We start from the raw sequence: 14,362 nt of genomic DNA, 5'->3' as shown, positions 1-14,362 counted from the left end.
CCTTGATTAGGATAGAGATCAGATTTTTACGATTTAAAACGCTTTATTTCTCCTGTCATCGCTTCTCTTTTACAACAAAGTTGATATATCTTTATGACATTGATTAAAAAAATTGCAACAGTTGCTTCCGGAACCCTCATGAGCCGTATTTTTGGCTTCGTACGCGAAATGCTTATGGCAGCAGCACTAGGAACTGGTCCTGTTTCTGATGCGTTTAATGCTGCTTTCCGTTTTCCCAACACATTCCGCCGTTTTTTTGCTGAAGGTGCCTTTAATGCTGCTTTCATTCCTCTTTTTGCCAAAAAAATCACTGAAGATGGTCACGAAACGGCATGCAAGTTTGCAGAAGAGGTGTTTGGCGTTCTCTTTTCACTGCTCTTACTGTTAACGATTGCGATGGAACTCAGTATGCCTTTTTTGGTACGAACCATTATTGCTCCAGGTTTTACCGAAGATGCAACAAAGCTTAACGCCACAATTCATTTTACGGCGATCATGTTTCCCTATTTAACCTGCATGTCGCTTGCTGCCATGATGGGGGGCATGCTTAATGCACTGCGACGCTATTTTATTGCCGCCATTGCCCCACTCTTTTTAAACATTATTCTGATTGGTGTGCTTGCCTATGCTTGGATCTATAAACTTGACGCTTGGCATATCGGTTTAAATCTCTCTTGGGGTGTATTGGCAGCAGGTCTTATTCAACTCACCTTAATTGCCCTTGCTTTGCGTCAAAGTGGCATGAAAATTTCCTTCCGCCAGCCCCATTTAAGTCCTAATGTTCGTAAGCTATTAACTTTAGCATTCCCCGCAGCCATTACGGGTGGCATCACGCAAATTAATTTGCTTATTAATACCAATATTGCTTCTAGTCAATCTGGTGCTGTCTCTTCTTTGATGTATGCTGATCGTCTTTATCAATTGCCTTTAGGCGTAATCGCCATTGCCGTTGCAACCGTTCTTTTACCAGAATTAACACGCGCTTTGCGAAGTAAAAAGCATGAAGAAACCCACCATTTACAAAACCGCTCTATTGAATTAACGCTATTTTTAACACTTCCAGCATCCATCGCTTTTTTGCTGCTCTCCACTCCCATAGTCAGTTTGCTCTTTGAGCGAGGACAATTTACCAGTCAATCAACACACCATGTTGCACAATTACTAGAGCTTTATGGACTAGGACTTCCAGCTTTTGTTCTTATTAAGGTCTTTATTCCTAATTTTTTTGCCCATGAAGATACCAAAACACCGATGATTTTTACAGGTATTTGCGTTTTTATCAATATCGGTCTCGCCTTAACATTATTTCCTATTCTATCTGCACGAGGCATTGTTATTGCTGAAATTACCTCTGGATGGGTCAACACACTGTTGCTTTGGGGGGTCCTTATCAAACGCGGTTATTGGAAATACGACTTCCAACTGATAAAGCGAATATTATGTCTCATGATGGCAACTCTTTTGAGTGCACTAGCCCTCTATTACGGATTGAATGTGCTTGGTTTTTTGTCTTTTCCTTTATCCTCACAAGCATCCTTTTTCTTGCGCGCGATCACCTTAGTAGGGATTATGCTCGGCATATTCTTGATCTATTTTAGTGCCTATTTTTTATTCAACACCCGTTCCTTTTTTCACACGCTTAAAAATTTGAAAAAACGCTCATAATATCTATACTTTGTCAAAAACAATAAAATGAATAACCTTAATTGAAGAAAGAGCACTCCTATGGATACCTTCACACCACTTGTCTTTTCCGGCGTACAACCGAGTGGTCACTTACATCTTGGCAATTATCTTGGAGCCATTCAGCATTGGGTTGAACTACAAAACTTTCATCACTGTCTCTATTGTGTTGTGGATATGCATGCGCTCACCGTCAACCCAGATCCCCTTACTTTACGCGAATCCACCAGAACAGTGACAGCAGCCTTTTTAGCCGCCGGTATCGATCCTCAAAAACATATTATTTTTAATCAATCACGTGTTTTTCAACATGCTGAACTCGCCTGGATTTTAAATTGTGTTGCCCGCATTGGCTGGCTTCAACGCATGACACAATTTAAAGATAAAGCGGGAAAAGATCGTGAAAAAGCATCCCTCGGGCTTTTTGCCTATCCCACTTTGATGGCTGCTGATATTTTAGTCTATCGTGCAACGCATGTTCCAGTGGGTGAAGATCAAAAACAGCATGTTGAACTCACACGCGATATTGCACAAAAATTTAACAACGACTATGCACAGCGTATTGCCGAATTAAATTTTGGCGTCTCTATGCAAACGGATGAAGAAAAAAGACAAGGCTTTTTTCCCCTCCCAGAGGCGCTTATTGGAACAACAGCCACACGCGTTATGTCTTTGCGCGATGGGACGAAAAAAATGTCAAAATCAGATCCTTCAGATTTTTCACGCATTAATTTGACCGATGACGCTGATCTTATCGCAAAAAAAATACGCAAAGCCAAAACGGATTCGGCTCCACTTCCCGATACCCTTGCCGCTTTAAAAGAACGACCAGAAGTAGATAACCTGCTTGGTATTTATGCCGCCTTTGCCAAAGTTAGCAAAGAAAAGATTCTTTTAGAATTTTCTGGTCAACAATTTTCGCATTTTAAAACAGCTCTAGCCGACCTTGCCGTCCATAAGCTTGCCCCTATAACAGAGGAGTTACGTCGCCTTCATCAAGAAAATGATTATATCGACTCTGTTTTGCATGATGGCGCTAAACGTGCTAGTATGCTCGCAGAAGAAAATATGAAAAAAATTCGTGAAATTATTGGATTTTTGCACGATACATAAAAATAATAAAACTAAAAACTGTAGAGAGCAAAAAAATCGTTTGTACAAAATAGAGAAAGTGCATGATTTCCAAACCCCAAAATCCGAAAAAAAAACCAAAGAAAAAAAACTTAGTTATTATCGATGAAACACCAGAGTGTCGGCGTGCCGTTGCGTTTGCCGCACAGCATGCCCAAAATACCAGTAGAACATTGGTATTACTTTGTGTCGTTGATAGTGTAGAATTTCAACATTTTCTGGGTGTAAACAACGTTATGCGTACAGAATCAAAGCAAAGTGCTCATAAAATATTAGGAGACATTGCCAGTGAAGTCCGCACCACCCATGCGCTTGAAACAGAAATAGTAGTGCGTGAAGGAAAAAAAATTGATGAGATTTCTAAACTGATCGACGAAGATAAAAGGATTGCACTGATTGTTTTAGCAGCCAGTGGACATACAGAAGGGCCAGGACCCCTTGTTCAATTAATCGGGAATAAAGGAACAGCTTTTTCAATCCCTGTCATTGTTATTCCTAGCAATCTTGCCGATGAAGATATTAGATCTATTGCCTAAAAAATATAATATTCTACAATGTAAGATCTTCCCAATCCTTCATTATAAAAGGAGAATTTATGTTTATTCAAACTGAAACCACCCCAAACCCTGCAACACTTAAATTCTTGCCAGGACGCGTGGTTCTTTCTGAGGGAGTATTAGAATTTCGTGACCGTGAAGAAGCAGCTAAAAACTCACCTTTAGCGGCTAAACTATTTAATATTCCCAATATCAATGGTGTTTTTTTAGGCTATGATTTTATCACCGTAAGCAAAAAAGAAGGAGAATGGCAACATCTCAAGCCCGTCATTTTAGGCACAATCATGGAACATTTTCTATCCAATGAGCCAGTGATCACCACCAACGCTACAACACAAGCACAAACCCATGCCCTTAACGAAGAATTTTATGACGAAAAAGATGCTGATATTGTCTTAACCATTAAAGAGCTCCTTGAAACACGTATCCGCCCCGCAGTTGCCAACGATGGTGGAGACATTACTTTTCGCGGATTTGAAAATGGTATTGTTTATCTCAATATGCGCGGCTCCTGCGCTGGATGTCCCTCTTCAACAGCAACACTCAAACATGGTATTGAAAATCTTTTACGTCATTTTATCCCTGAAGTTTTAGGCGTTGAAGCCATGCCACAATAAATATTGACCTCAATAGGTAAAATAACCACACCGATTGCCCCTCTTCAACAGCGCTCAAACATGGAGTGCAAAAATCTTACGTCATTTTATTCCTGAAATTTTCGAAGTAAGCCATGCAGTCATAAAAATAGAGTACTGTTACAAAAATCTGTCCAATAATGATACCTTCACTCACCTTTCACCTCCACATATGCCTTAAAAAGATTTCAAAGCCCCCTTTAAGAAGCATAAGTTATTTCAACAAACCAATCGTACACAGAAGTACAATGTATGGGTGTGCACTTTAAATTTATTTTATCTCATAATCTTGTCATGCAATTTTAACGAGGAAAACACGACCTCGTTACAAAAAAAGAAAACCCAAAAAAGAAAACATTGTACGATAGAGTGCTCATTTGCTCTATCTTTCTCAGTGCTTCCAACGACAAATCACGCAAAATACTTCTTGTAGCAAGCCGGCACCATCATCATATCTGCCAGCCCCTAATGATGCGACAGCTCTTTCATTAAGACGATTCATAAGAGTCATTTTTAATCCTTTCTTTCCTCATTTTTACCCACACGCCAGCCCCGCGTGTGGTGTGCAAGCAAGTGATTTTAATTGATTCAACATGGAACAGATTTGAAATGAGAGAATCCCACGTTATTCGGGGTTCTAATTCAATATGAATAACGCTAATTTATTATTATAAATCAATATGTTTTTTCAGCCACTCGACAAAGATCACATTTTGCAACTTGCAATGAGAATTCTGACATTCTTCTTATTTCAATTATGTTTTTATTGCATCAATCAAAATCGTCCGCTTACACAGCACAAACTGGATAATAACAAAAACTATTTTTAATAGCTCTTATGTACACTTTTATAAGAGACTGTTGCAGTACTAAGAGCTGGAAAATGCATGGCAATAAGACCTTATCAAGATCATAGCGTCCTTTTTCCATTCTTAAAATCAAGAATTTCCTCTATCATTTTCAATCTCATTTCCATAAATATGACGCAAAAGGTGTAACTACCCATAAAAAATAAATACATTGAAGCCAGATCTATTATGGTTGTTTGAGAAATTATCTGATAAAAAAAATGAGAATATTTTTTCAATTCAGCAGGAATAAGTTTGTCTACTTTACGGTATTGTTCTTCTCATAAAGCGCATACTTTTATTGTTGCTTATGAGTCAATATCCAGTCCCCTCATAACCGCATATTAAAAGAAAAGACAGAGTCGCTATTTCTCTGCTATACATGGCCTTACAATAAAGGAAAACATATTGCTTTTATCTGATTGGTGTAATCTATGAAACAAGAAAAGAAGCCACTGGAGAAAAATATGCCCAATTAGAGAAGAATGTAAAAATAGAAAACCAACGAAATCCAAAAACAATTGCAAGAGGACAAATGCTTAAACTTTTTTCACAAACTCCGACTTTAAACTCATCTGACCAATCCCTGGAATTTTGCAATCAATATTATGATCTCCATCCACCAAGCGAATATTCTTTACCTTCGTCCCCGCTTTTAAAACAGATGAAGCGCCTTTTACTTTCAGATCTTTTATCACTATAACGGTATCTCCGTTTGTTAAAATCTGACTATTGGCATCATAAACAGTATTGGCAAGAACCGTATCATCGTTTTTTTGTGGCCATTCATGTGCGCATTCAGGACACACAAAATTTTCACCATCTTCATAAGTATAAAGACAATCACAACGAGGACATTTGGGATATTGGGTCATAAATTCCCCTTTTTTAGAAAAAACATTCATTATGACTGGTCATAAAGCAAGAAGTGCTTATTGTCCATTATTTTAGAAAAATGTTTCCCTTTGTTTCAATCCTCATCTGCCAACTGTGTTCATGAATACTATCATCACATACTATACACAAGTTTATAAAAATGATTGATCATTATACAACTCAAATAAGCCCCCCGCATATCATAAAATTTACACACTTCATTCTCTCTAATAAATTAATCAAAATCATTTTCTTATACATCACCAATGCAATTAACGAATGGATAACAAAACAATTAGAAAAGGAACATCTCTGAATAAAACGTTCTCAGAGAGCTAAAAACTATTGCAGCATTGAGAAACAAGAAAATGATGTCCCCAACTTAACCTTTTATTTAAGTAAAGATAACAGTCATAATGTTAGAGAACAGACTGATTTATGATCATAGTTAATGGTTTTGTATATTGAATGAGAGCCGATAAATAAGCTGAGATTCTCTCAACCCCTTTTACATTGAAACAACCAAAGCCTTTTGTTTGCATGTTACAAGTAGGAAAATCCGTGTAACACGATTATCCAAAATACTAAACACTCTCAAATATAAGAGCCAACATTGAAAGCGGGCAAAGTGAATGATGGTGCCGTCTTACTCTCTCATAAGCGTAAAAATGATGCTGCTCAATGGATGGCCGGTTATACCTTTCAAAGCAACACGCATAAGATGCGTTTTTAGCGTCTTGAGAGAGAAGCTTCTTTAAAACAAACATATGAAATGTGCAACAATGATCGTATTTTGTTTTGCATGAGAAACATTCCCCTATTAAACAAAAATTTCTATCAAGCCATTGAGCAAACCCATTGGACATAAATGCTCCGATTATGCTCGATTATAATTTCCTACAGCATTTAGTTTTAAGAATCCGGCAGTTTGAGGAATCCGATTGATATGTAAGGGAGGAAAAAACAAAGAGAGCTTGAAAATGAAAGATCTCCCTTATGCACATAAAATCACACCCCTAAAATCACACCCATGTGATCAATCATCATACCTTTACAAAAAAACATTCCAATGATCTTAGGTGATAATATCAGGGTGATCTCTCCCCAATGCTTGTTGTATGTTTAACAGTTTTAATGCCACCTGTTGCAAAGGTTTAAGAACGTCTTGCGGATTAAAATTGTGTTTGCGCGGATCACTTTCATATTGTTCAAAATAAAGTCGTAAAGTAGCACCTAGCGTCCCTGTTCCCGACAAACGAACCACCAACCGTGCGCCATTCTCGAAAAAAATACGGATACCTTGCTGCGTACTAACGCTCTGATCAACGGGATCACGATACGTAAAATCATCTGCTTTTTTGACGAAAAATCCAGCAATCTCGGTTCCTTCTTGTGGTAAATGCCCACGCAAATGCTCTATAAGTGCCAAGGCTTTGTCTGCTTCGACTTCTTCATAATCATGCCGTAACGTGTAAAAACGCCCATAGGTGAACCAATGCTGTTGAACAATTTGTGCGACAGTTTTTTCTGTTACCGCTAAAAGATTTAACCAAAATAGGACAGCCCATAAACCATCTTTTTCACGGATGTGAAGAGAGCCCGTTCCAAAGCTTTCTTCACCACAAAAGGTTACTTTTCCTGCATCCAAAAGGGTTCCAAAAAACTTCCATCCCGTTGGAGTTTCAAAAAAGTTTAGTCCTTTTTTTTCCGCAACCAGATCAGCAGCACGCCCCGTCGGCATAGAGCGCGCTATCCCCACAACACCTTTTCGATATCCTTTAATAAGATGTGCATGTTCAGCCATAATAGCCAAAGAATCCGAAGGCGAGACAAATTGTTGACGACCAATAATGAGGTTACGGTCTCCATCACCATCAGAGGCGGCGCCAAGATCTGGTCCTTGCTCTGACATCAATAAATCATAAAGATCCTTAGCATAAACCAAATTGGGATCTGGATGACCGCCTCCAAAATCTGGCAAAGGAATACCATTAACCACCGTCCCTTCAGAAAATCCTAAGCATTTTTCAAAAATTTCATGGGCATAAGGCCCTGTTACTGCATGCATGGCATCAAACCGTAAAGTAAGACCTCGAGCAACAGCCTTGGCAATACAGTCAAAATCAAAAAGCTCCTGCATCAAAGCAACATAATCAGTGACAGGATCAATAATATCAATCCGCATGGCTCCTATAAAGGTTGTACCTTGCCTATCTAAATCAACATCTGGTGCTTCAAAAATTTTATAACAGGAAAGACGTTGCGATGTTGCAAAAATAGCATCACATAAAGAATTAGGAGCGGGGCCCCCATTAGAAATATTATATTTAATACCACAATCTCCCCCTGGACCACCAGGATTATGGCTTGCAGAAAGAATAAGTCCACCATGAGCATGAGTTTTACGAATAAGATGCGAAACAGCAGGTGTAGAAAGAATACCGCCCCTTCCCATTTTAACACAAAAAACACCATGCGCCGCCGCCATCTTCAACACAATCTGAAGAAGAGTACGATTAAAAGTGCGCCCATCCCCCCCAAGAATCAACAGTTTTCCTTCAAGAGGCCCAATGTTATCAAAAAGAGACTGTATAAAGTTTTCTACATAATGGGGTTGTTGAAAAACAGACACTTTTTTGCGCAAACCAGACGTTCCCGGTTTTTGCCCCTCAAAAGCCGTGGTTAAAACTGTCTTTATGGTCATATCAATACCTTTATATTCTTTCCTATAATTTTAAGGTGAAGAGTATCCAAAGTCGACCATTAATTCTACTTGACGGAAGTGTGAAATATTTGCACACTCGTTAGAAGTAAGAATTTTTAAAGAAGCCCTTTTGTTTAAAACGCTTTTTGCCATATGTTTTTAAATACGAAGGCTGTTTTAAAACAAAATTTTCGTAAAAGAAGACAGGAGCATCATGATGATGAAAAAAACAGTTCCCAATGTAACATTCCACACACGCGTACGCGATGAATCAATGGCTGGAGACAATCCTTATCGGTGGCAAGAAGTTAACAGCGATGCTTACTTTAAAGGAAAGCGTGTTATTCTTTTTTCTCTTCCTGGAGCTTTTACCCCTACTTGCTCAACCTTTCAGCTGCCTGATTTTGAAAAACTCTATGATGAATTTAAACAAGCGGGTATTGATGAAATTTATTGTCTTTCCGTCAATGATGCTTTTGTCATGAATGCTTGGGGAAAAGCACAAAATATCAAAAATGTGAAATTAATTCCCGATGGCTCTGGTGAATTCACGCGCAAAATGGGTATGCTGGTTGCAAAAGACAATGTTGGTTTTGGCATGCGATCATGGCGCTATGCAGCTGTTATTAATGATGGTGTGGTTGAACAATGGTTCGAAGAAGCAGGTTTTTCAGATAATTGTGCAACAGATCCTTATGAAGTTTCTTCACCACAACATGTTTTAAAAGCCTTGAAAAGCTAATTCCCCCAATCGTCTATTTAAACAAAATTTTACGACACAAATCTCCCTCCTCAGGGAATTTGTGTCGTTTACTTTTTGCAACCTCTATTCGTGAAAACAGACACGATAAGTTGATTGTGCGCCTTCTGTGAGAAAATATTCCAACAATAATTTTTCAATAAATCTTTCATGTTTTAACGGCTTTGCAAAAGCTTGGAAAATTGCCGATGAAAAATCCCGTTGTAGCGCTAAAAAATCAAAGAGTTAAAAGCTGTTGCACGCTATCAAAAAATGGGGATGCAATTGCCAAATGCGCAAATTCATGCAAAAACTCTCTCGGAAACATCAAGGACTAACGTATTGATGAAATATGCAAGATCAATGCTAAATTTCTCATACTGAGAAAAACTTTGTGTCGAATAATAATTTGATTTATAAAGATAATTTATAATTTTGCATATTGAATGAGAGGAGCCGAATATCATAAGATTGTTTTATTTTATCCCTTCTTATATTGAATCCCTTAAAACTATTTTCTTGCTCATTAGCAAGTGGGATTGGCATATGAATAAACGATTAAAAAGAGTAAAAATACCTCTCGTAAACGCTCTAAAATACAAGAGGTATGAACATCAAGACTGCAAAGTTCACAAAAGTATCAAGAAAGAAAATACAGATCAAAGATTTGTTTGAAGAGGTGCACACTTCAAATTGACTTATGTCTCATAAAAAGAAGAAAATATGGCATAAAAACTGCTCTGCATAAAGAACCATTCATGGAGAATATTAAATCAAAACAAATCCCGAAAACATTCCAATTCACATACCATAAACAGACTCATTGCTGTTCTCATAGCCATTTATTCTAAGCTTTTATTTTTCTCTAAGAGAAAAACGGTTAAAGGAGTTGTTTATTCGGGTATTCTACCGTAAAGTGTGTTTCTATCTCTTCCTCTTCATCGAACTCAAAATCTTCATCACATTCAGGAAGACCAAAAATATCTGGATTGATGAAATAACAATCTTTTTTTGTTCCCTTCGCTACAATTTTATTTGTTTCTAATTCTTTGATACCTTCTTTAAAACTTTCAAAATTAAGATATTCTGGTTCTTGAATTAAAAGATCGCAAGTCAAAAATTCTTCAAGAATATCATGATCCAATGTTATCTGATCAAACCATAAATCCACATCATCCCCCTCATCTAACATTTTCCCTACCTGCCACAACATCACAAAAAATGCTTTCATACCACTAAATGATAACCCAAAAATCATACGCCGACACGACGAGGCGCCTGAAAAGGTAATTTGCGGAAGATCTTCAAATCCGAAATTTGAAGGAGGAAGTTTAAATGATTTTCCAATATTCTCAGGTCTTTCAAGAATAAAGGGATTTCGTTCATAGAGCAGAGTAAAATCATATTGGACCATTTTCATTTCTCCGTTAAAGAATTGACTTTATGAAAAATGCATATTATCAGTATGTTACCATTATGGCAGCTTACAATTCATCCAAACATGCTCCTGTAAAAAATTGTTCGATTTAAGTCATTCCATTGTTATTTGAAGCTTAAAAAGTCTTTTAGGATAAAACGCTCTAGTTCTCCCTCCTTTTGCAATAAGGCTAAATTTTGTAATGTCCAAGAAGAGAACATCAAAGGATTTTATACTCATAGATGAGAATTCAAAGATGAAGCCAATATGAACTTGTCAATATTTTTATAAACTTTTGGGAAAGCGTTGCGTGAAACCTTTTAATTTTCTCAGAGTTTTTGTTCGTTACAATTTTTTTGCTCATTTTAACGCATTATCATCGCATCCTCAGAAGGGCACGTTTTATAGCAAATAGCGCTTATTTATCTCTTAAAAAATCTCTCTTTTATGCCGCACACACTTCAAAACCGCGCTTTTGAACGCGTGCACCAACACGTATAAACGAGCAAAGCACAAATTTTAAAAATTGAATTTCAAATTTCCAAAATATTTCGAACAATCACTTTGATAAAGACTTTTACCATTATCATTTTTGGGTGGCTAAAATATCCTGTACTGTTTTGACCAATTGATCTTCATCAACCGTCACTTGTGCTGGTCGACTTTCACGCCATGTTTGATTATCCTTAATTTCATAAGACAAACGCGCCCCTTCAATCAAATCTTTAATCTGTATTTTTCCGCTCTCACGTTCTTGTGAGCCTTGGATAACCACACAAGGCGCTTGGCGTCGATCTGCATATTTCATCTGCGCTTTTATCCCCGATGCCCCCAAATAGAGCTCAGCACGAATTCCCGCACCACGCAACTGCATCACCATTTTTTGATAACCAGCAACCGCCTCTGGCTCTTTATCCATCATCAGCACCACAACCGGCCCTGTTGTCTCCTTCATAGGCAACTTTTCAAGATTTTGCAAAGCAGCGATCAAACGCGAGACCCCGATTGAAAAACCTGTTGCTGGAATATTTTCACCACGAAAGCGTGCCACCAATCCATCATAGCGCCCACCACCACCAACGGAGCCAAAAACAACTTTCTGCCCATCATCATTGAAAACATCAAAAAGCAACGTAGCCTCAAAAACAGGACCTGTATAATAATCCAGTCCACGCACCACCGATGGATCAATCTTGATACGATTCTGAAAGCCATTTGCGGCAAAAATTGCTTGCATTTCCTCAAGCTCACGAATTCCCTCACGCCCTTGAACATGATCACCAACCACTTCTTTAAGAGCCTCAAGCGTTTCTTCTGCTGTTTCAGCTCCAGCAGCAGTTAAGGTAAGAATACACTCAATCTCTTTATCCTTAAGCTCCGCCCCTTTTGTAAAGTCACCACTTTCATCCAAACGCCCTTTTCCCAAAAGCAAACGCACCCCTTCAGAACCAAATTTATCCAGTTTATCAATTGCTCTTAAGACAGTTAAGCGCTTTTCAACCTGCTCATTTCCCCCCAAACCAATTTTCTCTAAAACGCAATCGAGAATTTTTCTGTTGTTCAGACGAATGGCATATTCATGATGCTGAAACCCTAGTTTTTCCAAACTATCGGCTGCCATCATACAAATTTCGGCATCAGCTGCTACCGTTGGTGTTCCAACAATATCCGCATCAAACTGCATAAATTGCCGAAACCGCCCTGGACCTGGTTTTTCATTGCGAAAAACAAAGCCAAGACGATAACTGCGATAAGGCTTTGGCAAAACTTCAAAATTCTCGGCAAAATAACGAGCAAGAGGCGCGGTAAGATCATAGCGCAAAGACATCCATTGCTCATCATCATCTTGTAGCGAAAAAACGCCCGCATTTGGACGATCTGAATCCGGTAAAAACTTACCCAGCACATCTGTATATTCAAAAATTGGAGTTTCTAGCGCTTCAAAACCGTAAAGTTCATAAACTTCACGAATTTGCGCAATCATTGTTTCAGTTGCATACAACTGTGCACTTGTACGATCAACAAACCCACGGGGTAAACGGGCTTTGGTTTTTTCTTGTTTTGATGACATGTTTTTCTCTAACAACAATATATATTCACCGATAACGTGTGTCTATCTTATAGAAACAAACGCTGCAATAACTTTATCAACTGGAAACTGGTAACAATATGCATAAGCTTTTGCTTTTAAAAGATGCAAACCTTTACCCTTAAGGCAATCTACTGAAAATATTTGCATTTTCAATAGGAACATAGCCCCCCGCTCAACATGAAATGCCCGCTTAACATTCAATGAAAAGACATCTGTGCTTGTTGAAAGAAACCTCAAAGCGACAGTTGATTCTTGATAAATCGGAAGCATCCCCCTCAAAACCCCTCCCTCTCAGAATTCTTCGGATTTATTACAGATGCAAAAATCCTCAAGACATCAGTGTGCTTTGCGCTTGTTCTGCAAAATGATTGATAACATTTTTTAAATCAACAATATTTCGTCCAGCATCTGTAATAGAGCGTGATACAGAGGGAATAACATTCTGCAAAAGTCTTTGTGGAAATTGATTTGCTAGTTGTGTCATTGTTCCACCTTGAGCGCCAATACCCGGAACGAGAAACAGACTATTGTTTAACTGCTCAATTGTATCTTTTGATTCAGATCCTAATGTCGCTCCTATAACCGCACCTATGGGGCCAATATTATGATGGAGAACCGAAGACTGACTATTATAATCACAAATACACTGTGCAAGATGAAGAGAGAGTGTCTGATCACCAATAAGCGCATTTCGTATTTGTTTTCCCTCTGGATTAGAAGACTGAACAACCACAAAAACCCCTGCTCCAGTTTCTTCTGCAACCTTTATCAGAGGAATAAGAGCATCAAAACCCAAAAAAGGATTAACTGTCATGGCATCCACCTTGAACGCACTGCTTGAACCAAGCCAAGCCTTACCATAGGCTTCAGCAGTAGAGCCAATATCCCCCCTTTTTGCATCCGCCAGAACCAATATGCCTTGTTCGTGTGCATTTTCAATCAGTTCTTTGAGAGCTTGAAGACCTTCCACACCATATAATTCAAAAAATGCGACTTGCGGCTTTATAATCCCTACTTTACCAACAACTGCTGTTAAGAGAATATCACAAAAATCTTTTAGACCTTTATAATCAAAGCTTAGTTTCCACGATTGCAAAACTTTATGGCTCGGATCAAAGCCAATACAAAGAGGTCCATAGATTTCACGATTTTTAAAAAAAGTTGAACGAAACATTTTATATCCTAACAAGGTCTCTCTTTAAACTTTTTGATACAATCAAAAAGAAAAGCATTTGTCAAAAGAATACAATAGCGAAAACACAAAGAAAGAGCTCTCTATACAAAATGTGCTTTTATTTATGAAACATAAATATATTCCCATTCGTAACGCTTATCATATGTTTATCAACCAAAACATTGTCATGAAATAAAAATTCAACTTTATGAAAGAATATAAACAAAACAGCATCTATATTATAATGACCTCATAAAGCCCTATAGACATGCCTTGTCGTTTTCACCCCCTTTTTTTATGATCAACAAAAACTCTCTATGAACGCGCTTTAAACAAAGTTTCAAAAGAAAATGCCCCACCATGATGATCTCGATCTTAACTTTAGATCTTTCCTATTCCTTTTTAGCTGCTCTATATCCCTTTTGGAACATAATTAGCAAAAAGGCATTGTATCTCCAGCATATTCAAGGAGATAAAACATGGAAACTCGCATTCCTGAAAACACA

The 14,362-nt window shown here is 38.0% G+C and carries 11 protein-coding genes and 1 pseudogene; 5 read left to right on the top strand and 7 right to left on the bottom strand.

The features are described from left to right. The first annotated feature begins 93 nt into the window (after positions 1-93). From murJ to ACFIQC_RS04785, 4 genes are all read left to right on the top strand, one after another. On the top strand, positions 94-1,665 hold the full coding sequence (gene murJ / locus ACFIQC_RS04800) for a murein biosynthesis integral membrane protein MurJ (RefSeq protein WP_375621521.1): 1,572 nt from the start codon (positions 94-96) through the stop codon (positions 1,663-1,665). A gap of 60 nt (positions 1,666-1,725) precedes the next feature. Beyond that, positions 1,726-2,796: a tryptophan--tRNA ligase gene (gene trpS / locus ACFIQC_RS04795; RefSeq protein WP_375706809.1), complete on the top strand. Its 1,071-nt coding sequence runs from the start codon at positions 1,726-1,728 to the stop codon at positions 2,794-2,796. A gap of 62 nt (positions 2,797-2,858) precedes the next feature. After that, a complete protein-coding gene (locus ACFIQC_RS04790) occupies positions 2,859-3,350 on the top strand; it encodes a universal stress protein (RefSeq protein ID WP_375706808.1) in 492 nt (163 codons plus the stop codon). 59 nt (positions 3,351-3,409) lie between these two features. Then, positions 3,410-3,988, top strand: coding sequence for a NifU family protein (locus tag ACFIQC_RS04785; protein WP_375612176.1), 579 nt, complete (start codon positions 3,410-3,412; stop codon positions 3,986-3,988). 448 nt (positions 3,989-4,436) lie between these two features. On the opposite strand, the pseudogene ACFIQC_RS04780 reads toward ACFIQC_RS04785, so the two are convergent. The 3 genes and pseudogenes from ACFIQC_RS04780 to ACFIQC_RS04770 all read right to left on the bottom strand — a co-directional run. Continuing rightward, positions 4,437-4,517 (bottom strand): annotated as a pseudogene (locus ACFIQC_RS04780) (DUF4102 domain-containing protein); the annotation flags it as partial. Positions 4,518-5,393: 876 nt separating this feature from the next. After that, on the bottom strand, positions 5,394-5,729 hold the full coding sequence (locus ACFIQC_RS04775; protein ID WP_375706807.1) for a zinc ribbon domain-containing protein YjdM: 336 nt from the start codon (positions 5,727-5,729) through the stop codon (positions 5,394-5,396). A 1,076-nt stretch (positions 5,730-6,805) separates the two neighbouring features. Beyond that, complete coding sequence (locus ACFIQC_RS04770; protein ID WP_375706806.1) at positions 6,806-8,434, bottom strand: alpha-D-glucose phosphate-specific phosphoglucomutase; 1,629 nt, start codon at positions 8,432-8,434, stop codon at positions 6,806-6,808. Between the two features lie 217 nt (positions 8,435-8,651). Here ACFIQC_RS04770 and ACFIQC_RS04765 point away from each other — a divergent pair, with 217 nt between their 5' ends. Continuing rightward, complete coding sequence (locus tag ACFIQC_RS04765; protein ID WP_375621555.1) at positions 8,652-9,176, top strand: peroxiredoxin; 525 nt, start codon at positions 8,652-8,654, stop codon at positions 9,174-9,176. Between the two features lie 877 nt (positions 9,177-10,053). Here ACFIQC_RS04765 and ACFIQC_RS04760 read toward each other — a convergent pair. From ACFIQC_RS04760 to pyrF, 4 genes are all read right to left on the bottom strand, one after another. Continuing rightward, positions 10,054-10,587 carry a replication protein gene (locus tag ACFIQC_RS04760; RefSeq protein WP_375621516.1) on the bottom strand — a complete coding sequence of 178 codons (534 nt, stop codon included), beginning with the start codon at positions 10,585-10,587 and terminating at the stop codon, positions 10,054-10,056. Between the two features lie 589 nt (positions 10,588-11,176). Next, a complete protein-coding gene (gene hisS / locus ACFIQC_RS04755; protein ID WP_375621515.1) occupies positions 11,177-12,661 on the bottom strand; it encodes a histidine--tRNA ligase in 1,485 nt (494 codons plus the stop codon). Positions 12,662-12,703: 42 nt separating this feature from the next. Continuing rightward, positions 12,704-12,952 (bottom strand): hypothetical protein, encoded by a 249-nt coding sequence (locus ACFIQC_RS04750; protein ID WP_375706805.1) that lies wholly within the window; start codon positions 12,950-12,952, stop codon positions 12,704-12,706. Between the two features lie 58 nt (positions 12,953-13,010). Continuing rightward, on the bottom strand, positions 13,011-13,856 hold the full coding sequence (gene pyrF, locus ACFIQC_RS04745) for an orotidine-5'-phosphate decarboxylase (RefSeq protein ID WP_375630138.1): 846 nt from the start codon (positions 13,854-13,856) through the stop codon (positions 13,011-13,013). Positions 13,857-14,362 lie beyond the last annotated feature (506 nt).

It is taken from the genome of Bartonella sp. AA126HLJHH (assembly GCF_042197425.1).
Lineage (GTDB): Bacteria > Pseudomonadota > Alphaproteobacteria > Rhizobiales > Rhizobiaceae > Bartonella.
This window is presented reverse-complemented; position numbering and strand designations above follow the sequence as displayed.

What these genes read in the sequence shown, in the direction of transcription:
- ACFIQC_RS04770 (WP_375706806.1), bottom strand. Translation starts at nt 8,434, where the DNA reads ATGACCATAAAGACAGTTTTAACCACGGCTTTTGAGGGGCAAAAACCG.
- ACFIQC_RS04775 (WP_375706807.1), bottom strand. Translation starts at nt 5,729, where the DNA reads ATGACCCAATATCCCAAATGTCCTCGTTGTGATTGTCTTTATACTTAT.
- ACFIQC_RS04785 (WP_375612176.1), top strand. Translation starts at nt 3,410, where the DNA reads ATGTTTATTCAAACTGAAACCACCCCAAACCCTGCAACACTTAAATTC.
- hisS (WP_375621515.1), bottom strand. Translation starts at nt 12,661, where the DNA reads ATGTCATCAAAACAAGAAAAAACCAAAGCCCGTTTACCCCGTGGGTTT.
- trpS (WP_375706809.1), top strand. Translation starts at nt 1,726, where the DNA reads ATGGATACCTTCACACCACTTGTCTTTTCCGGCGTACAACCGAGTGGT.
- ACFIQC_RS04750 (WP_375706805.1), bottom strand. Translation starts at nt 12,952, where the DNA reads ATGCTTCCGATTTATCAAGAATCAACTGTCGCTTTGAGGTTTCTTTCA.
- ACFIQC_RS04765 (WP_375621555.1), top strand. Translation starts at nt 8,652, where the DNA reads ATGATGAAAAAAACAGTTCCCAATGTAACATTCCACACACGCGTACGC.
- pyrF (WP_375630138.1), bottom strand. Translation starts at nt 13,856, where the DNA reads ATGTTTCGTTCAACTTTTTTTAAAAATCGTGAAATCTATGGACCTCTT.
- murJ (WP_375621521.1), top strand. Translation starts at nt 94, where the DNA reads ATGACATTGATTAAAAAAATTGCAACAGTTGCTTCCGGAACCCTCATG.
- ACFIQC_RS04790 (WP_375706808.1), top strand. Translation starts at nt 2,859, where the DNA reads ATGATTTCCAAACCCCAAAATCCGAAAAAAAAACCAAAGAAAAAAAAC.
- ACFIQC_RS04760 (WP_375621516.1), bottom strand. Translation starts at nt 10,587, where the DNA reads ATGGTCCAATATGATTTTACTCTGCTCTATGAACGAAATCCCTTTATT.